This window comes from Arthrobacter sp. 05T423 (assembly GCF_056396245.1).
Genome location: NZ_JBFTLC010000004.1, coordinates 128,578 through 146,704 on the forward strand (window position 1 = coordinate 128,578; position 18,127 = coordinate 146,704).

The following is an 18,127-nucleotide window of genomic DNA, read 5'->3' on the forward strand; positions in this document are numbered from 1 at the left end:
GGCAGTGCTCCCGGAGCGCAGCTATCACCCACAACAGCTCCGCCACCTCACCGGTAGGTTCAGGCTGCCGGACGGTTTCAGCCAAGGTCGCCGTATGCCTCGTTGATGTACTCCACCAGGGCTTCCTTTTCCTCCAGAGGCAGGAAGGACGCCTCGGCCGCGTTGAGCGTGAGCTCCAGCAGGTCATCGAGGTCGTAGTCGAAGGTTTCCACCAGCAGCTCGAACTCGTCGGTAAGCGTCACACCGCTCATGAGGCGGTTGTCGGTGTTGATGGTGACGTTGAAGCCCAGCTGGTACAGCATGTCCAGGGGGTGGCTTTCGATGCCCTCGCCGAAGCCGGCAATGGCGCCGGTCTGCAGGTTGGAGGACGGGCAGATTTCCAGGGCGATGCCGCGGTCGCGGACCCAGCTGGACAGGTTGCCGAGGGTGACCAGGCCGATGTTGTCGCTGTCCTCGTCGTCGGCGTCGTCCTCGTCGAACTCCACCATGATGTCCTCGGCAATGCGGACCCCGTGGCCCAGGCGCAGCGCCCGGCCGTCAACCAGGGCGGACTGGATGCTGTCCAGTCCGGCGGCTTCGCCGGCGTGCACGGTGGCCGGGAAGTTGTTCTCAGCCAGGTAGGTGAAGGCGTCCCGGAAGCGCGAGGGCAGGAAGCCGTCTTCGGCGCCGGCGATGTCGAACCCGACGGCGCCCTTGTCGCGGTGCCGGACGGCGAGTTCGGCGATCTCCTGGCCGCGGTCGGCGTGCCGCATGGCCGTGATCAGCTGGCCCACCTGGATCTCCCGGCCGGTCTCGGCCACGGCCTCCACACCGGCTTCGAGCCCTTCCTGGACGGACTCAACAACCTCGTCCAGGGTCAGCCCCTGCTGCAGGTGCTGCTCAGGTGCCCAGCGCACTTCGCCGTACACCACGCCGTCGTCCGCGAGGTCCTCCACGAACTCCTTGGCGACGCGGAACAGGCCTTCCTTGGTCTGCATGACGGCGACAGTGTGATCGAACGTCTCAAGGTAGCGGACCAGCGAACCGGAGTCGGCGGATTCACGGAACCATTCGCCCAGCGCGGTGGGGTCTGTGGACGGGAGGGTGTGCCCCGCTGCCTCCGCCAGCTCAATGATGGTGGCAGGGCGCAGGCCGCCGTCCAGGTGGTCGTGAAGGGATACCTTGGGCAGGCTCTTCAGGTCGAAATCTAGGGCAGGGGCGGCGTCAACGATTGGCTCAGTCACGTACCAACTCTAGGGTTGGACCGGCGGCAATGCCAACGCGCGCGCCTGCATAGCGACGGGCTGCCGAGAGGGCCGCGCAGCGGAACTGCTAAGCCACGCGGCTGTGCTCATCCGGGATGTTGCCCTTTTCCGGGGCGTGGCTCTTCGCCGGAGCTTCGGGGGCGTCGTTGCGGCCGAGCCGCTTGTGCCACCAGCGGAGCGCGTGGTCGATGATGATGCCCAGCAGGATGGCGAACACGACGGCGATGCCTGCGCCCAGCAGAGGATATTCGTGCAGCAGTGGGACTGAGCTGGCAACGAGGCCGATGCCTATCGAATAGCCCACCCAGGTGAGGCAAGCGAAGGCATCAAAGACGAAAAACCGACGGTGCGGGAAGCCTGTGGTTCCGGCGACGTAGTTCACGGCGACGCGTCCCCACGGGATATAGCGGGCTGTGAAGATCAGCACGGCCCCGCGCTTCTCCAGTTCGTAGCGCGCCCAGCCGAAGACCTTCTGCACTCTGGGCCGGCGCATCCACTTCCAGCGGTTCAAGCCGATCTTCCGGCCCAGCATGTAGGCCATGTTGTCACCGGCCATGGCGCCAGTCAGGGCCGTCAGGCCTAGAATCCACAGGTTGGGCTCGCCGCTGCTGCGGGATAACGCTGCCAGTGCCACGATGAGCGTCTCGCTGGGGACCACCATGGCGAACCCGTCAACGAAGAAAAACATGAGCAAGACGGGATAAATCCACCACTGGCCCGCTGCATGGAGCACAGCATCATTTATAAACTCCACGCGGGTGTTGCTCCTAGGGGCTATAACAAGTCGGGAAGCGATGCAAATCGCTCTTTAGTGTCGCACGGCCGGAGGATAGTCCGCTACGCCCTGCTTGGAAAGTCAACCTTCGCGGGACGGATCCGGAATGCGCCCCCGGACCCGGTTGATGCCGAGATCCACCAGGACGCCCAGCACAATGGCACAGACTATGGCGATTGCGGCCCCCAGCAAATGATTCTGCTCGAACCACTGGCCGAAGAACAGCCCGATGGCCACCGAATACGAGGCCCAAAGGGTTGCAGACAGAACAGTGAGCCCCATGAAGCGCGGATGGGAGTAATGCGTGGCGCCGGCGGTCAGGTTCACGGCCACCCTGCCGATGGGAACGAACCGCGCCACGAGGATCAGCGACGCAGGCCGCTTGCGCAGCTCCCGCCCGGCCCACCGGAACGCCCGCTGCATCCGCGCGCCGCGCATCCACCGCCAGCGCTGCGTGCCCACGCCGCGGCCGATGAGGTACGCGGCGTTGTCGCCCGTGAAGGCGCCCAGCCCCGCCACCGCGGCAAGAAGCCACGGGTTGGGGGCGTCCGCAGTGGCCGCGACGGCGGCAAGTCCCACCACCACCGATTCACTGGGAATGGGCGGAAAGAAGCCGTCGATGATGCAGCAGGCGAGGACTATGAACAGAACCCATGGCTGGCCGGCGGCCGCCAGGATGAAGTCATTGATGGCCTGCACGGTCAGGCGATGCGGTCGATGATCAGCTGCTGGGCGGCCCTGGAACCCTCCGGCGCGATCGTGACGGCGTGTTCCAGGGCCTCCCTGGCCCGGTCAAACTTCTCCAGGGTGTCCGTCAGCAGGGTCATCAGCGGCTCGCCGGCGCGGACGGCGGCGCCCGGCTTGGCGTGCAGGCGGACGCCCGCGCCGGCCTGCACAGCATCTTCCTTCCGGGCCCGGCCGGCACCCAGCCGCCACGCGGCCACGCCTACGGCGAACGCGTCGAGCTCCACCAGAACACCGTCGGCGGGCACGAGGATGGTCTCCGACTCCCTGGCCGCCGGCAGCTTCGCCCGCGGGTTCCCGCCCTGCGCCTCGATCATCCGGTTCCATACGTCCATGGCCCTGCCGTCCCTGAGCGCGGCTGCCGGATCGGCGCCGGAAACCCCGGCGCACCGCAGCATCTCCTCTGCCAGTTTCACTGTCAGCTCCACGACGTCCGCCGGCCCGCCGCCGGCGAGAACCTCAACGGATTCCTCCACCTCGATGGCGTTGCCCGCGGTCAGCCCCAGCGGCGTGGCCATGTTGGTCAGCAGGGCCACGGTCTCAACCCCGGCGTCCTTGCCGAGGGCCACCATGGTTTCGGCAAGCTCGCGTGCCCCGGCCTCGTCCTTCATGAACGCCCCGCTGCCCACCTTGACGTCCAGCACCAGCGAGCCCGTGCCCTCCGCGATCTTCTTGCTCATGATGGACGACGCAAGCAGCGGGATGGATTCGACGGTGCCGGTGACATCACGGAGCGCGTAGAGCTTCTTGTCCGCCGGGGCGAGCCCCGCACCGGCGGCGCAGATCACCACGCCCACGTCCTGGAGCTGGGCCATCATTTCAGCGTTGGTCAGGTCCGCACGCCAGCCGGGAATGGACTCTAGCTTGTCCAGTGTGCCGCCGGTGTAGCCCAGACCGCGCCCGGACAGCTGCGGCACCGCCACGCCGAAAACGGCGACGAGGGGCGCCAGCGGGAGGGTGATCTTGTCCCCCACCCCGCCCGTGGAGTGCTTGTCGGCCGTTACCTTCACGCCGCCGTCGGGCCTCCGGAGGCCCGAGAAGTCCATCCGCTCCCCCGAGGCGATCATCGCCGCGGTCCACTGCGAGATCTCGGCACGGTCCATGCCGTTAAGCAGAATGGCCATGTTCAGCGCGGCCATCTGCTCCTCCGCGATGACGCCACGGGTATACGCATCGATGGTCCAGGCAATCTGCTCCGGACCCAGCGCGCCTTTGTCGCGTTTGGTGCGGATAATGTCGACGGCGTCAAACGCCTCGCTCTGCTGGGTCACGGGGTTCCCTCCAGTTGCTCCGGGCCAAATGCGTCGGGCAGCACCTGGTCCATGGTCCTGATTCCCTGCGTGGTCATGAGCTCCATGCCGGGTGCGCGGAATTCGTACAGCAGCTGCCGGCAGCGTCCGCAGGGCATGAGCACGTTGCCTCCGCCGTCAACGCAGTAGAAGGCCCGCAGCTGGCCGCCACCGGTCATCTGCAGGTTTCCCACGAGGGCGCACTCGGCGCACAGTGTCAGGCCGTAGCTGGCGTTTTCCACGTTGCAGCCGCTCACAATCCGGCCGTCCGCGGTGAAGGCCGCAGCCCCCACCGGGAAGCTGGAATACGGCGCGTAGGCGTTGTTCATGGCATCGACGGCGGCGGCCTCCAGGGCCTTCCAGTCGATGATGCCGTCCGTTTCTCCGGCGTCGTTCTGCACGGCCGTCACCCCTTGGCGTACGGGATGCCGCTGGCCGGCACCCAGGTGCGCCGAAGCGCGCTCATGAGCCCACTTTAGTGTCCTGCGCACCGGCCGGGTAACGCGCCAAGCGCGAACGGACTCGTGCGGCCCCCTCCGACAGGGGGATTAGGTGTCTGTCCGCGCTCGGGGGGGACGACTGTTGTAGTGGTTAGAGCCGGACGAGCATCTTCCCGGTGTTCCCGCCGTCGAGCATGTCCATGAAGGCCTGCGGCGCGTTCTCCAGGCCGTCCACCACGGTCTCGTCGTAACGGACGGTGCCGTCGGCAAGCCAGCCGGCCATCCGCCCGGCGAATTCGGCGGCGTGCTGGCGCTGGCCGCCCACCAGGAAACCCCGCAGCGTGAGCTGCTTGCCGATCGCCACGGCGAGGTTCCGCGGCGCGGCCGGCGGCTCCGTCGCGTTGTATTGCGCGATCGCACCGCACAGGGCCACACGGCCCCCGACGTTCAGGACGGACAGCGCGGCCTCAAGGTGCTCGCCGCCGACGTTGTCGAAGTACACGTCGATGCCGTTGCTGCCCGCCGCGGCCTTGAGCTGGTCCAGGACCGGCGCGTCGCGGTAGTTGAAGGCTGCGTCGAAGCCCAGGTCCAGCAGCCGGGCAACTTTCTCCGGCGTGCCCGCACTGCCGATGACACGGGAGGCCCCCATCGCCTTGGCGATCTGCCCCACGAGCGAACCCACGGCGCCGGCCGCCCCCGAGACGAACACGGCGTCCCCGGGCTTGAACTCCGCCACCTTCAGCAGGCCCGCGTACGCCGTGAGTCCGGTCATACCGAGCGCGCCGAGGAACGCCGAAGCCGGGGCGAGGCTGGTGTCCGCGGGAGTTGTCCGCTCCGCGTCCACCACCGCATGCTCCCGCCAGCCGAGTTGATGGACGACGACGTCCCCCACCTTGCGCTGTTCGGACCGGGACGCGATCACCTCACCCACGGCACCGCCGTCGAGCGCTGCGTCCAGCGCAAACGGCGCCGAATACGATTTGGCATCGTTCATGCGGCCGCGCATGTACGGGTCCACGGAGATGAACAGGTTCCGGACCAGGATCTGGCCCTCTTTGAGGGCCGGGACTGCCGTCTCGGCGAGCCGGAAGTTTTCCGGGACCGGCCGCCCCGCCGGGCGGGAGGCAAGCTGGATCTCCCGGGTGGTCACCGGCAGCGCGGTTGCAGCTCCGGCGCTCACGCTGCGAACTCCACGAGCGTCAGTGCGACGTCCATGTTGCCGCGCGTCACGTTGGAGTACGGGCAAATGGTGTGTGCCTTGGCCATCAGCGCCTCGGCGGTGCGGCGGTCCAGTGCCGGGAGGGCGATTTCCAGCTCAGCGGCCAGGCCGTAGCCCTCGCGGCCCTCGAGGGCGCCGAAGTGGATCTTGGCTGCGACGGCGGAGTCAGTGAGGTCGGCCTTGGCCTGCCGTCCCACCACCCGGAGGGCGGAATGGAAGCATGCCGCGTATCCGGCGGCGAACAGCTGCTCGGGGTTGGTGCCGTGGCCGCTGCCGCCAAGTTCCACGGGGCTGGCGAGGTTGACGTCGAGTTTGCCGTCCTTGGTCCGCGCGGAACCGTCTCGGCCTTCGCCGGACGCGAGAGCCTCGGCTGTGTAGAGAGTCTTCACTGTGTTTCCTTCTGGTTCGGGGGTCTGGTGGTTTGGGGCGGTTTAGGGCGCCGCGCTGGTGAAATGGGACCCGGGCGCGGCCTTAGAGCGAATTGTGCAGGGCTTCTGTGAGCTTGCCGAGGGTTTCGCGCAGCTGATCAAGTTCGCCGGGAGTCAGTCCTGCGGCATCGGCGAGCTGGCGGGGAACCCCGGACGCCTTGCTGCTCAGGGCGCTGCCAGCCTCGGTCAGGTGCACGGCAACCCTGCGCTCATCCTCGGCCGAGCGCCGGCGCTCCACGAGACCCAGCGCCTCGAGCCGCTTGAGAAGGGGCGAAAGGGTGCCGGAGTCGAGCCCCAGCTCCTCCCCCAGCTCCCGCACGCCACGCGGCTCGCTTTCCCAGAGCACCAGCATGACGAGGTACTGCGGGTAGGTCAGGCCGAGGTCGTCCAGGATCGGACGGTAAACGGCGGTAGCAGCCCGCGACGCGGAGTAGAGGGCAAAGCACACTTGGCGGTCAAGACGGGGAGCATCGGGCATGGTCTTAACGGTAGGCCACAATTCAATTGCGCACAACTTACTTCGCCAAAGGAAAGCGCGAACTGGCAGCTGATTCCCTCAAACGTAGAATTTGAGGGCACTGACTGCCAGCTCGCGCGCAGTGGCCTAGAGGTCGCGGATGGTACGGAGGGCAGCGGCGGTGAGGACCTGGATGCCGAAGCCGAGGGCCTGCTCGTCCAGGATGTAGTCGCCGCGGTGCAGGTCGTACTCCTCGCCGCCGGGAGTCTTGGTGCCGAGGCGCATCATGGCCCCCGGCAGCTCGGCAAGGAACCAGGCGAAGTCCTCGCCGCCCATGGACTGTGGCGTCAGCACTACTGCGCCCTCGCCGATCTCGGCGCGTGCCGCGGCCTCGATCAGCGCTGTCTCGTGCTCGGAGTTGACAACCGGCGGGACGCCGCGGGTGTGCTCCAGCCGGACGTCGACGCCGTACGGCGCCGCCACCTGGTGAACCACTTCATCCAGCAATTCGCCGGCGCTGTGCCAGGCGTCGCGGTCCAGGCAGCGCATGGTCCCGGCCATGTAGCCGGTGCCGGGGATCGCGTTGGGCGCTGAGCCGGCGGAGATGTGCCCCCACACCACCGAGACGCCGCTGCGGACATCCACGCGGCGCGACAGGACGGCGGGCACATTCACGGCGATCTGGGCGAGGGCGAACACCAGGTCTTCGGTCAGGTGTGGACGTGACGTGTGCCCGCCGCGGCCGGACAGTTCGATCCGAATGGTGTCCGAGGCCGAGGTAATGGCGCCGATGCGCGTCCCGATCTTGCCCACTTCGATGCGCGGGTCGCAGTGCAGCGCCAGGATGCGGGGCACGCCCTCGAGGACGCCCTGCTCGATGCAGGAGTGCGCCCCGCCGGGCATGGTTTCCTCGGCTGGCTGGAAGATGATGCGCACGGATCCGCCCAGCGGGGACTCCTGGTGCATGCCGTGCAGCACCAGGGCGATGCCCAGCATGGTGGTGGTGTGGACGTCGTGGCCGCAGGCGTGCGTAACGCCATGGTTTTTCGAGGCGAACGGCAGCCCCGTTTCCTCAATGATCGGCAGGGCGTCGATGTCGCCGCGCAGGGCCGTGGCGATCGGACCCTCACCGATGTCCACGGTCAGGCCGGTGCCCTCCAGCCGGCGGGGCTGGAGGCCGGCAGCTTCGAGCCGCTCCACCAGCTTGTCCGTGGTCCGAAATTCCCTGAAGGAGAGTTCGGGGTGCGCATGCAGATCACGGCGAAAATCGATCAGTTCCGGCAGCAGGGGCTCGAGCCACGGCCCCACCAGGGCGGTGGGCTCAGCTTCAGTAGTGTAATTGCGCACACCTCAACTGTAGCGAGGCCGCAAAAATTAGCGGCATCGCCTTCTCCGCGTTACGTACTGTTCGCGTTATGGCCAGCTAGAGGACGTCGGTGTCGCCGCTTGCCTTCAGCGCATCCACAGCCTGCTTCACCCGCTGTGAGTGCTGTTTGGTAGTAACCAGCAGCGCATCGGGGGTATCCACAATAACGACGTCCTTGATGCCGATCAGCGCGATGACACGCTTGGTGTCCGAGACCACCACGCCGCTGGCATTTTCGGTGAAGACACGGGCGCCCTCGCCGAGGACGGTCACTTCGTCCACTTCCTTGGCGCTGTTCAGCCGGCCCACGGAGGCGAAGTCACCGACGTCGTCCCAGCGGAAGGAACCGGGCACGACGGCGACGTCCCCGGCCGCCGCTGCAGGCTCGGCCACCGCGTAGTCGATGGCGATCTTGGGCAGCGTGGGCCAGATCCGGGCGGTGACCTCGTCACGCTGCGGAGTGTCCCAGGCCTGGGCGATTTCCTGGAGACCGGTGAACAGCTCGGGCTGGTTCGCTTCCAGGTGCTTGAGCATGAGCGAAACCGGCGCCACGAACATGCCGGCGTTCCAGACGTACTCGCCGCTCTCGACGTACTGCTGGGCGACGTCCTCGTCCGGCTTCTCCACGAACTCCACCACGGCCTGGGCACTTGGCGCGCCGGGAATGTGGAGCGAGTTGCCGGACCGGATGTAGCCGAAGCCCGTGGACGGGTGCGTCGGCTTGATGCCGATGGTCACGATCTTGCCGGCCGCGGCGGTGTGGATGGCTTCGCGGACGGCGTCCTGGAAGCGCCCGTCGGGGCTGATCACATGGTCCGCGGCGAAGGAGCCCATGATGATGTCCGGATCGCGCTGGTGCAGGATGGCTGCGGCCAGGCCGATCGCGGCACCGGAGTCTTTCGGTTCGCTCTCGAGCACGAGGTCGCCGTCCTCGACCTCGGGCAGCTGGCGGCAGACCGCGGCGCGGTGCGCCACGCCGGTGACCACGAGGACGCGGTTGCCTGCCAGCGGTTCGAGGCGGTCATAGGTGGCACGCAGAAGCGTGCTTCCGGAACCGGTGAGGTCGTGAAGGAACTTGGGAGCTGCTGCGCGTGACAGAGGCCAGAGGCGGGTCCCCACACCGCCCGCAGGAATCACAGCGATAAAACGGCTGAGAGGTGAATCCTGGCTTGTCACTTTGTCGTTACTCATCAGTGCCTACTTTAGCCGACGTACCTCAAGGCGGCCTTTCGCCGCGGCCCGGAGTGCGGATACAGTGTCCACAGATGTGGTGTTCGTCTCAAAATAGCCGAAAATCCGTACAGTAGCTGGCGGGCAAGGAACGCCTGAATTGAATAAGCTGTGAGCGAAGCCTAGATTTAGGCCTGAGCTACGAGTGCTCTCGCAGTAGGCGTTCCCCCCGCGTGGATCCCACGCCAGCGCCGCTGTGTCGCAGGGAGGTTTATTCAGTGCCGACGAAACCAGCTGGCACCTTGTACCGCGGCCGTGAAGGCATGTGGTCTTGGGTTGGACACCGCATTACTGGTGTAGTGATCTTTTTCTTCTTGTTGGTCCATGTGCTGGACACCTCGCTGGTGAGGGTGTCGCCTGAGGCCTACACCGCGGTAATCGGTGCCTACAAGAACCCGCTGATGGCCCTGGGTGAAACGGGCCTCGTCGCAGCGATCGTGTTCCACGCCTTCAACGGCCTGCGGATCATCGCCGTCGACTTCTGGAAGAAGGGCGCCAAGTACCAGCGTCAGATGCTCTGGGTGGTGCTCGGCCTGTGGGTCGTCACCATGGTCGCCTTCGCCATCCGCCACCTGTCCCTCGCGCTCGGAGGTCACTAAGCCATGTCTGCAACTGAGATCCAGTCCCCGCGCAGCGGACAGATCGGCGGCAAGCCCGAGTCCGGCAAGATCGCCCCGAAGTACCGCCGCACCGGCAGCTCGCGCGGCAACTTCGAAATGCTCGCCTGGCTGTTCATGCGCCTTTCCGGCGTGGTCCTGGTTGTGCTGATCTTCGGCCACCTCATCGTGAACCTCCTGGTGGGCGAGGGCATCCACGCCATCGACTTCGGCTTTGTTGCCGGCAAGTGGGCAGACCCGTTCTGGCAGTTCTGGGATCTGGCCATGCTGTGGCTCGCCATGCTGCACGGCACAAACGGCGTTCGCACCATCATCAACGACTACGCCGAGAAGGACTCCACCCGCTTCTGGTTCAAGATGGTCCTCTGCGCAGCCTCCGCCGTGATCATCATCCTCGGCACCCTGGTGATCTTCACCTTCAACCCGTGCCCGGTAGTGAACGGCGTTCAGCTGCCCGGCGGATTCTGCCCCGCGTAGCATCCCGTGGCGGCCCGCCATCCTTTGGCGGGCCGCAATTTTGTGCGGAGACGGCTCAGACCGCCCGCTGTTTTATTGCGAATTTTGAGAGAAAGAGCGTCTGGTATGCAGGTCCATAAGTACGACGTCGTCATCGTCGGTGCCGGTGGCGCCGGGATGCGCGCCGCGATCGAGTCCGGTCAGCGTGCGCGAACAGCAGTACTGACCAAGCTGTACCCCACCCGCTCCCACACGGGTGCGGCGCAGGGCGGCATGTGTGCAGCCCTGGCCAACGTCGAGGAAGACAACTGGGAGTGGCACACCTTCGACACCATCAAGGGCGGCGACTACCTCGTTGACCAGGACGCCGCCGAGGTCATGGCCAAGGAGGCCATCGACGCGGTGCTGGACCTCGAGAAGATGGGCCTGCCGTTCAACCGCACGCCCGAGGGCCGGATCGACCAGCGCCGGTTCGGCGGCCACACCCGTGACCACGGCAAGGCTCCGGTGCGCCGCGCCTGCTACGCCGCCGACCGCACGGGCCACATGATCCTCCAGACGCTGTACCAAAACTGCGTCAAGCACAACGTTGAGTTCTACAACGAGTACTACGTCCTGGACCTCCTGACCGTCGAGGAAGACGCCGTGCGCGAGGACGGCACGCCGTACAAGCAGAAGCGCGTGGCCGGCGTCGTGTCCTACGACCTCGCCTCCGGCGAGCTGCACATTTTCCAGGCCAAGTCCGTGGTGTTCGCCTCCGGCGGCGCCGGCAAGGTCTTCAAAACCACCTCCAACGCCCACACCCTCACCGGTGACGGCATGGGAATCGCGTTCCGCCGCGGCATCCCCCTGGAGGACATGGAGTTCTTCCAGTTCCACCCGACCGGCCTCGCCGGCCTGGGCATCCTCCTGTCCGAGGCCGCCCGCGGTGAAGGCGCCATCCTGCGTAACTCCGAGGGTGAGCGCTTCATGGAGCGCTACGCCCCCACCATCAAGGACCTTGCGCCGCGTGACATCGTTGCCCGCTCCATGGCCAACGAGGTCCGTGAAGGCCGCGGCTGCGGACCGAACAAGGACTACGTGCTCCTTGACCTGACGCACCTTGAGCCGGCCCACATCGACGCCAAGCTGCCGGACATCACCGAGTTCGCCCGCACCTACCTCGGCGTGGAGCCCTACACCGAGCCGGTTCCCGTCTTCCCGACGGCGCACTACGCCATGGGCGGCATCCCGACGAACATCACCACCGAGGTCCTGCAGGACAACGACACCGTGGTCCCGGGCCTCTACGCTGCCGGCGAGGTTGCCTGCGTTTCGGTGCACGGCTCCAACCGCCTGGGCACCAACTCGCTGCTGGACATCAACGTGTTCGGCAAGCGCGCCGGCATTGCCGCCGCCGAGTACGCCAAGACGGCTGACTTCGTGGAACTGCCGGAGAACCCGGAAGACTTCACCATCCGGCTGCTGGATGTGGCCCGCAACGCGAACGGCACCGAGAAGGTCTCCGCGATCCGCAAGGAACTGCAGGACACCATGGACGCCAACATGCAGGTGTTCCGCACGGCAGACACGCTCAACCAGGTCCTGAAGGACATCGAGTCCTTCGAGGAGCGGTACCAGCGCATCAGCGTCCAGGACAAGGGCAAGCGCTTCAACCTTGACCTGCTCGAGGCCGTTGAGCTCGGGTTCCTGCTGGAACTGGCACGGGTCATGACGGTTGCTGCCCTGCACCGTGAGGAATCCCGCGGCGGCCACTTCCGCGAGGACTTCCCCGACCGCGACGACGAAAAATTCATGAAGCACTCCATGGCGTACAAAGAAGACCACGCACCGGCCGACGGTTCCGCGGAGGAGGCAATCGCCGGTGTGCGGCTTGCCACCAAGCCGGTTGTCTTTACGCGCTACGAGCCGATGGTGAGGAAGTACTAATATGTCCGCTGAACTTGCTGAGCCAGCCTCCAAGATCGAACTTCCCGCCGGTGTCGGCGGCGGCGGGGAAATCCCGACGTTCGACATCACCCTGCGCGTCCGCCGCTACGACCCCGAGGTTTCCGCCGAAGCCCGCTGGGACGAGTTCAAGCTGACGATGTACGGCACGGACCGCGTGCTGGACGCCCTGCACAAGATCAAGTGGGAAATGGACGGCAGCGTCTCCTTCCGCCGTTCCTGCGCACACGGCGTCTGTGGTTCCGATGCCATGCGCATCAACGGCCGCAACCGCCTCGCCTGCAAAACCCTGCTGAAGGACTTGGACACGTCCAAGCCCATCACGGTTGAGCCCATCAAGGGCCTGCCGGTGGAGAAGGACCTGATCGTGGACATGGAGCCGTTCTTCCAGTCCTTCCGCGAGGTCATGCCGTTCCTCATCAACAAGGGCCACGAACCCACGAAGGAACGCCTGCAGTCCGCCGAGGACCGTGAGCGGTTCGACGACACCACCAAGTGCATCCTGTGCGCCGCGTGCACGTCCTCCTGCCCTGTGTTCTGGACCGACGGCCAGTACTTCGGACCGGCAGCGATCGTGAACGCCCACCGGTTCATCTTCGACTCCCGTGACGACGCCGGCGACATGCGCCTGGAGATCCTCAACGACAAGGAAGGCGTGTGGCGCTGCCGCACCACCTTCAACTGCTCCGAGGCATGCCCCCGCGGCATCCAGGTCACGCAGGCCATCGCAGAGGTCAAGCAGGCCATCCTGGCCCGCAAGATCTAAGGATCAACCGCGGACGACGGCGTCGCTCACCACGTACGGGAAACGTACGGTGAGCGGCGCCGTCGTCGTTTTCCCTGCAACGCGACCCGTATTTCCCGGTAAGCCATTTGCCCAGTAAAGCCATTCGCATCATACGAAAGGGGACGCCGTGTCCCGCTCCGAAAAAGTCTCGTTCGAAGGCACCACCGGCGAACTGCTCTCCGGCATCCTCGATGTGCCGGACGGCCCGGTGAAGGGTTGGGGCGTCTTTTCGCACGGTTTCACGCTGGGCAAGGACAGCCCCGCGGCGTCCCGGATGTGCAAGGCCCTGGCGGAAAACGGGATTGGCATGCTCCGCTTCGACAACGTGGGCCTCGGCGGCTCCGCAGGGCAGTGGTCGGCCGGGTCCTTCAGCCACAAGGTGGCGGACACGGTCCGGGCAGCCGAGTACATGCGGGCCGAGGGCCGGGCCATCTCACTGCTCGTGGGGCACTCCTTCGGCGGCGCCGCCGTCCTCGCGGCCGCGTCCGAAATCGCCGAGGTCGATGCCGTCGCAACCGTCGGGGCGCCCTTCTCCCCCAAGCATGTCGCCCACGTCTTCGACGCGGCACTGGACAAGATCCTCAGCGAGGGCAGCGCCGAGGTGGACCTGGGCGGCAAACGGGTGGAAATCCGCCGCCACTTCGTGGAGGACCTCGAGAACGCCGACCTGACGGACTGCATCCGGCGGCTGCACAAGCCCCTGATGGTCCTGCACTCCCCCACGGACAACACCGTGGGCATCGAGAATGCCAGCACAATTTTCCAGACCGCTCGCCACCCGCGGAACTTCGTCTCACTGGAGGGCAGCGACCACCTGCTGACCGGCAAGGGGCAGGCGGCGCGGGCGGCGAAGATTATCGCGGCGTGGGCCGACCAGTACCTCGACGCCGGACACTGACGCCCACGGGGCGCGGATGCTCGGCCGGGTGCTGCCGTTCCACCGGCGTCTTTCCGGGCTGCACCTGACGTGACCCCCACCCCGTGGTTTTGGCTGCCGGAGCCGCCTTCAGGTCCTCCTCGCGGATCGCCGACCATGACGCGGAAACGAGGTAGACCTGGCTGACCAGGTTAAACCAGATCAGCAGGCCGATGATGATGGCGAACGGTGCCAGGATGGGGTTGCGCCCGGCCCCGGCGAGGAGTTCGGTGCTGAAGACCTGCAGGACAGTGGTGCCCACGCCGGCGAGGATGGTTCCTTCCAGCAGCGCCTGCCGGGAGAGTTTGAGGCCTCCTGCCAGACGGAACATGATCAGCGCCGTGATCCAGTTCAGGACGAGCGGCACGGCGATTTTGATCAGCGCCGCCACCGGCCCTGCCACCGCCGGGTCCAGGTGCAGCTGCTCCATCGCCCAGCCCGCCGCGGTGCCGAACACCAGGGAGGCACCCGAGCTGATGACCAGGGCGACGCCGAGCAGCAGCAGCGTTCCGGCGTCGTGCAGTTTGAGGACTAGGGGATTGAGCTTGAGCGGACCCAGCATCATCACACCGCGGAGCCCCTCCCGGAGGCCTGCGATCCAGCCCAGGGATGTAATCACGGTGACGATCGCGGCGATGACGGCCGTCCAGCCAAGACCGTCCGGGTTCAGGAGATCTTTGGGATCCACCAGCCCGTCGCCGCCGTCGACCTTCAGCAGCCCGGGGGCGCTCCCGGCGACGCTGGCCGTGATCCGGTCCAGCAGCGCGGGCTGGCCGCGGAGCGCCAGGCCCGCGATGGAGAACCCGGTGGTCAGCAGGCCGGTGATGGAGAAGAACATGTTGAAGCCGGTGCCCGCGCTCATCAGCGGGCCGTGCTGCCGGGTGTAGTGCTGCCACGCCCGCATCGGGCGGACAGCGTTCAGCCGGGCCTGCAGGAACTGGAGCAGGGCCATGAGCTGCGGAAACGTTCCCTGCCCGGACCTGCGGACCTTGCCCCACTCCACCTGCTTGCGGATGACCTCAAGCTTGAGCTGTGCACGCTCAGTGGGGAGCGGAGGCCCCGCCGGCGTTGGTCGCTCGGAGGGCGTCCCGTTCGTCGTCTGGTTCGGTACCAAAGTCAAGCTCTTCCCGTAGCTGCCAAATACCGTCGGTGTCGTGCTCGTAAAGTCCCATGCTAACCACCGGGAAGGTGGCCCTGTAGTCTTTCAGCACCGTTTCGGCCTCATCAAGGCTTTCAGGTGCTACGTCGTGGGCAATGGTCACATGGGGATGGTAGGGGAAGGGCAGCTCGCGTTCGAGCGGTCCGGTCTGGAGCTTTTCGTGCAGGTCAACACACTCCTGGAAGCCGTCCTCCACGTTGATGAAGACCACCGGGGAGACGGGCCGGAAGGACCCGGTTCCGCAGATGGTCACCATGAACGGCACCTGCGTCCGGGCCACCTTCCGCACGTGGTCCCGGGCGGCTTCCCAGTCATGCGTGGGCGTGGTGGTGACGAGCGTGATGTGCGCCGGAATGACGGTGGCCATGGGGTCCCCGAAAGATGCCCGCCACCGCTGCAGTTCCTCGGCGATCTCAGGCGGGAAGCCCAGAATGACCCCGAGGCTCATTCCGTCGCTGACTCCGCTGTTGGCGGGCATGGGGGCCGGCATCTCGCTAGCGGGCTCCGGCATATGGAAGGAAGCCGGTCTTGGCATAGACATCCTGCAGTGTGCCCGAGGCAATTGCGCGGGCCTTGTCGGCGCCGTGGGCCAGCAGCCGGTCCAGTTCCGCCGGGTCCGCCAGCAGTTCGTTGGCGCGGTCGCGGATCGGGGTCAGGCGCTCCGTCACCACCTCGGCAAGGTCCACCTTAAGGTGGCCGTACATCTTGCCTTGGTAGTCGCCAACGAGCGAATCCACAGACCGGCCGGTAATGGCGGAGTAGATGGTCAGCAGGTTTGACACCCCGGGCTTGGTGTCCCGGTCGAAGCGGATCTCTGTCTCCGTATCCGTGACCGCCGACTTGATCCGCTTGGCCGTGACCTTGGGGTCGTCGAGCAGGTTGATCAGGCCGGCGGGTGATTCCGCGGACTTTGACATTTTGGCAGTGGGGTTCTGCAGGTCGTAGATCTTCGCCGATTCCTTCTGGATGAAGGGCTTGGGCACGGTAAAGGTCTCACCGAAGCGGGAGTTGAACCGGGCGGCGAGGTCGCGGCTGAGCTCGACGTGCTGGCGCTGGTCCTCGCCGACGGGGACCCCGTGCGGCTGGTAGAGCAGGATGTCCGCGGCCTGCAGGATGGGGTAGGTGAACAGCCCCACGCTGGCGTGCTCGGAGCCCTGCTTGTGTGCCTTGTCCTTGAACTGCGTCATGCGGGACGCTTCGCCGAAGCCGGTGATGCAGTTCAGGACCCAGGCCAGCTGGGCGTGTTCGGGCACCTGTGACTGCACGAACAGCGTGCATTTGTCCACGTCCACGCCGCCGGCGATGTACTGCGCGGCAGTGACCCGCGTCCTCCGGGCCAGCTCGGCGGGGTCCTGGGGGACGGTGATGGCGTGCAGGTCCGGGATGAAGAAAATGGCGTCGTACTCATCCTGCATCCGTACCCAGTTCACGAGGGCGCCGAGGTAATTGCCAAGGTGCAATGAATCGGCGGACGGCTGCATGCCGGACAGGATGCGGTGCCGGATTCCGGCGGCGGGCTGGGTTCCGTTTGCTGCTTCGGGCTGCGCAGCTGCGGCGTCGGTCACGGTGGAAGTGGAGGTCATTCGTCGGAGCCTTTGGAACTAGAGCCGGTAGTCCACTACCAGCGGGGCATGGTCAGAGAAGCGGGTGTCCCACGAGGGCGCCCGGTCCACGACGGCCTGCACTGCGGCGGCCGCGAGGGCGGGGGTGGCCAGGTGGTAATCGATGCGCCAGCCTGTGTCGTTGTCGAAGGCCTGGCCGCGCTGGGACCACCAGGTGTAGGGGCCATTGACGTTACCCGCCAGGCCCCTGTGAACATCCTTCCAGCCGATCTCCTCACCGAAGAAGCGGTCAAAGTAGGCGCGCTCCTCCGGCAGGAAGCCGGCACGCTTGACGTTGCCCTTCCAGTTTTTGATGTCCAGCTCGGTGTGGCCGACGTTGAGGTCACCGGTGACCAGGGCGTGGTCGCTGTGCTTGGTGAGCTCGGGCAGGCGTGTGCTCATGACATCCAGGAAGCGGAATTTGTCCTCCTGCTTGGGGGTGCCGGCCTCGCCGGAGTGCACATAGGCGCTCACGACGGTCAGCTGGGACGCGTTGCCTTCGGCGTCGCGGACCCGGAAGTCCGCCTCCACCCAGCGGCCGGCCGTGGCGAAGTAGTCGTCGCCGATGTGGTCGCGGGTGACGAGGGGCTCCTCGCGGGAGGCGATGGCGACGCCGGCGCGGCCTTTTGCTTCGGCTTCGGCATGCAGGATGTGCCACCCCTCGCCGATGAGCTGGCGGACGATGGCATCAGGGGCCCGGACTTCCTGCAGCGTCAGGATGTCCACTTCGCGGGTCGCGAGCCATTCGGCCATGCCCTTTTTGTAGGCAGCACGGAGGCCGTTGACGTTGACTGTTGCGATGCGAAGGTGGTCCTTCTTCAATGCCGAGCTCACCCGTTCCACTCTAGTCGATGATGGTTCCGGTCACGGGCTCGCCCGAGCCGCCGGACGACTTGATCATGTCACGGCCATTGGTGGCGGTGATCTCGATGGTCTCGAGGGCGCGGCGGATGGTGTCCTGGTCCGCGGCTGCGCCCTTGGCACGCTCCTGCTCCACAACGCGGACCTGCACCTGGACAATCTTGAACGAGTGGTCCAGCTTCATGTCCCGGAGCTCTTCCGCCTCGCCCCGTTCGCGGACGAGGCGGGTTCCGCCGTGGTCGGCCGAAACGGTGGAGGGCGCGCGGCCGGTGGCGGCGTTGAACGCGTTGTGCGCCTCGTTGATCTTTGCTCCGGCCTTCTTGGCCGCCCGCTGGATGCTGAAGACCACGAAGGAGGCGAGCGCCAGCCAGAACAGTGCGATGACGGCAACTACCCAGCCGACGACGTCGTTCTGGTTTGCGGCGAAGATCACTGCCACCAGGAAGGCGGTGATCAGGACCAGCAGGCCCGGACCGCTGATGCGGAACATGGAAAATCCGCCCCGGCCCGGGGTGGATGACGACTTGGAGCTGCCGAGAGATTGCATGATGCTATTCTCTCAAATCCGCGGAGCGCCCCGGGACGCTTCCA

General features: G+C 66.3%; 20 protein-coding genes. 5 read left to right on the forward strand and 15 right to left on the reverse strand.

The genetic code is table 11. From position 1 onward, the window contains the following. Window positions 1–77: 77 nt before the first annotated feature. The 10 genes from AC1DFE_RS05335 to AC1DFE_RS05380 all read right to left on the reverse strand — a co-directional run bounded on the left by AC1DFE_RS05335 (window position 78) and on the right by AC1DFE_RS05380 (window position 9,153). Entirely contained in the window at window positions 78–1,223 is a 1,146-nt protein-coding gene (locus tag AC1DFE_RS05335) for an adenosine deaminase (RefSeq protein ID WP_476904866.1), read from the reverse strand. 88 nt (window positions 1,224–1,311) lie between these two features. Then, window positions 1,312–1,998, reverse strand: coding sequence for a DedA family protein (locus tag AC1DFE_RS05340; RefSeq protein WP_476904867.1), 687 nt, complete (start codon window positions 1,996–1,998; stop codon window positions 1,312–1,314). Between the two features lie 102 nt (window positions 1,999–2,100). Next, entirely contained in the window at window positions 2,101–2,718 is a 618-nt protein-coding gene (locus AC1DFE_RS05345; RefSeq protein WP_476904868.1) for a DedA family protein, read from the reverse strand. 2 nt (window positions 2,719–2,720) lie between these two features. Continuing rightward, a complete protein-coding gene (locus AC1DFE_RS05350; RefSeq protein ID WP_476904869.1) occupies window positions 2,721–4,034 on the reverse strand; it encodes a thymidine phosphorylase in 1,314 nt (437 codons plus the stop codon). After that, complete coding sequence (locus tag AC1DFE_RS05355) at window positions 4,031–4,462, reverse strand: cytidine deaminase (RefSeq protein WP_476904870.1); 432 nt, start codon at window positions 4,460–4,462, stop codon at window positions 4,031–4,033. Before AC1DFE_RS05355 ends, AC1DFE_RS05350 begins: the two co-directional genes overlap by 4 nt. Window positions 4,463–4,643: 181 nt before the next feature. Continuing rightward, entirely contained in the window at window positions 4,644–5,672 is a 1,029-nt protein-coding gene (locus AC1DFE_RS05360; protein ID WP_476904871.1) for an NADP-dependent oxidoreductase, read from the reverse strand. Then, a complete protein-coding gene (locus AC1DFE_RS05365) occupies window positions 5,669–6,100 on the reverse strand; it encodes an organic hydroperoxide resistance protein (protein ID WP_476904872.1) in 432 nt (143 codons plus the stop codon). The genes AC1DFE_RS05360 and AC1DFE_RS05365 overlap by 4 nt, the downstream gene beginning before the upstream one ends. A gap of 82 nt (window positions 6,101–6,182) precedes the next feature. Further along, complete coding sequence (locus AC1DFE_RS05370) at window positions 6,183–6,617, reverse strand: MarR family winged helix-turn-helix transcriptional regulator (RefSeq protein ID WP_476904873.1); 435 nt, start codon at window positions 6,615–6,617, stop codon at window positions 6,183–6,185. 126 nt (window positions 6,618–6,743) lie between these two features. Next, on the reverse strand, window positions 6,744–7,943 hold the full coding sequence (locus AC1DFE_RS05375; RefSeq protein WP_476904874.1) for an amidohydrolase: 1,200 nt from the start codon (window positions 7,941–7,943) through the stop codon (window positions 6,744–6,746). A gap of 76 nt (window positions 7,944–8,019) precedes the next feature. Next, window positions 8,020–9,153, reverse strand: coding sequence for a mannose-1-phosphate guanylyltransferase (locus tag AC1DFE_RS05380; protein ID WP_476904875.1), 1,134 nt, complete (start codon window positions 9,151–9,153; stop codon window positions 8,020–8,022). 257 nt (window positions 9,154–9,410) lie between these two features. Here AC1DFE_RS05380 and sdhC point away from each other — a divergent pair, with 257 nt between their 5' ends. The 5 genes from sdhC to AC1DFE_RS05405 all read left to right on the forward strand — a co-directional run bounded on the left by sdhC (window position 9,411) and on the right by AC1DFE_RS05405 (window position 13,897). After that, window positions 9,411–9,791 carry a succinate dehydrogenase, cytochrome b556 subunit gene (gene sdhC / locus AC1DFE_RS05385; RefSeq protein WP_076798412.1) on the forward strand — a complete coding sequence of 127 codons (381 nt, stop codon included), beginning with the start codon at window positions 9,411–9,413 and terminating at the stop codon, window positions 9,789–9,791. A gap of 3 nt (window positions 9,792–9,794) precedes the next feature. Beyond that, complete coding sequence (locus AC1DFE_RS05390; RefSeq protein WP_476904876.1) at window positions 9,795–10,286, forward strand: succinate dehydrogenase hydrophobic membrane anchor subunit; 492 nt, start codon at window positions 9,795–9,797, stop codon at window positions 10,284–10,286. A gap of 105 nt (window positions 10,287–10,391) precedes the next feature. Continuing rightward, window positions 10,392–12,194 carry a succinate dehydrogenase flavoprotein subunit gene (gene sdhA / locus AC1DFE_RS05395; RefSeq protein WP_476904877.1) on the forward strand — a complete coding sequence of 601 codons (1,803 nt, stop codon included), beginning with the start codon at window positions 10,392–10,394 and terminating at the stop codon, window positions 12,192–12,194. A 1-nt stretch (window position 12,195) separates the two neighbouring features. After that, window positions 12,196–12,978 carry a succinate dehydrogenase iron-sulfur subunit gene (locus AC1DFE_RS05400; RefSeq protein ID WP_476904878.1) on the forward strand — a complete coding sequence of 261 codons (783 nt, stop codon included), beginning with the start codon at window positions 12,196–12,198 and terminating at the stop codon, window positions 12,976–12,978. Between the two features lie 148 nt (window positions 12,979–13,126). Further along, the gene (locus AC1DFE_RS05405) at window positions 13,127–13,897 is read left to right on the forward strand and encodes an alpha/beta hydrolase family protein (protein ID WP_476904879.1); all 771 of its coding nucleotides are present in this window, start codon (window positions 13,127–13,129) and stop codon (window positions 13,895–13,897) included. Here AC1DFE_RS05405 and AC1DFE_RS05410 read toward each other — a convergent pair. The 5 genes from AC1DFE_RS05410 to AC1DFE_RS05430 are packed head-to-tail and all read right to left on the reverse strand — an operon-like array spanning window position 13,854 to window position 18,083. Continuing rightward, complete coding sequence (locus AC1DFE_RS05410) at window positions 13,854–14,918, reverse strand: YihY/virulence factor BrkB family protein (RefSeq protein ID WP_476904933.1); 1,065 nt, start codon at window positions 14,916–14,918, stop codon at window positions 13,854–13,856. The two genes, AC1DFE_RS05405 and AC1DFE_RS05410, sit on opposite strands and share 44 nt — an antisense overlap. A 37-nt stretch (window positions 14,919–14,955) precedes the next feature. Continuing rightward, window positions 14,956–15,564: a 2'-5' RNA ligase family protein gene (locus AC1DFE_RS05415; RefSeq protein WP_476904934.1), complete on the reverse strand. Its 609-nt coding sequence runs from the start codon at window positions 15,562–15,564 to the stop codon at window positions 14,956–14,958. Window positions 15,565–15,568: 4 nt separating this feature from the next. Further along, the gene (gene trpS, locus AC1DFE_RS05420) at window positions 15,569–16,657 is read right to left on the reverse strand and encodes a tryptophan--tRNA ligase (protein WP_476904880.1); all 1,089 of its coding nucleotides are present in this window, start codon (window positions 16,655–16,657) and stop codon (window positions 15,569–15,571) included. A gap of 18 nt (window positions 16,658–16,675) precedes the next feature. Beyond that, on the reverse strand, window positions 16,676–17,509 hold the full coding sequence (locus AC1DFE_RS05425; protein ID WP_476904881.1) for an exodeoxyribonuclease III: 834 nt from the start codon (window positions 17,507–17,509) through the stop codon (window positions 16,676–16,678). 10 nt (window positions 17,510–17,519) lie between these two features. Next, window positions 17,520–18,083 carry a hypothetical protein gene (locus AC1DFE_RS05430; protein WP_476904882.1) on the reverse strand — a complete coding sequence of 188 codons (564 nt, stop codon included), beginning with the start codon at window positions 18,081–18,083 and terminating at the stop codon, window positions 17,520–17,522. Window positions 18,084–18,127 lie beyond the last annotated feature (44 nt).

Excerpts from the sequence above, each read along its gene's own strand:
- AC1DFE_RS05415 (WP_476904934.1), bottom strand. The coding sequence starts at position 15,564 with ATGCCGGCCCCCATGCCCGCCAACAGCGGAGTCAGCGACGGAATGAGC.
- AC1DFE_RS05390 (WP_476904876.1), top strand. The coding sequence starts at position 9,795 with ATGTCTGCAACTGAGATCCAGTCCCCGCGCAGCGGACAGATCGGCGGC.
- trpS (WP_476904880.1), bottom strand. The coding sequence starts at position 16,657 with ATGACCTCCACTTCCACCGTGACCGACGCCGCAGCTGCGCAGCCCGAA.
- sdhA (WP_476904877.1), top strand. The coding sequence starts at position 10,392 with ATGCAGGTCCATAAGTACGACGTCGTCATCGTCGGTGCCGGTGGCGCC.
- AC1DFE_RS05370 (WP_476904873.1), bottom strand. The coding sequence starts at position 6,617 with ATGCCCGATGCTCCCCGTCTTGACCGCCAAGTGTGCTTTGCCCTCTAC.
- AC1DFE_RS05430 (WP_476904882.1), bottom strand. The coding sequence starts at position 18,083 with ATGCAATCTCTCGGCAGCTCCAAGTCGTCATCCACCCCGGGCCGGGGC.
- AC1DFE_RS05400 (WP_476904878.1), top strand. The coding sequence starts at position 12,196 with ATGTCCGCTGAACTTGCTGAGCCAGCCTCCAAGATCGAACTTCCCGCC.
- AC1DFE_RS05380 (WP_476904875.1), bottom strand. The coding sequence starts at position 9,153 with ATGAGTAACGACAAAGTGACAAGCCAGGATTCACCTCTCAGCCGTTTT.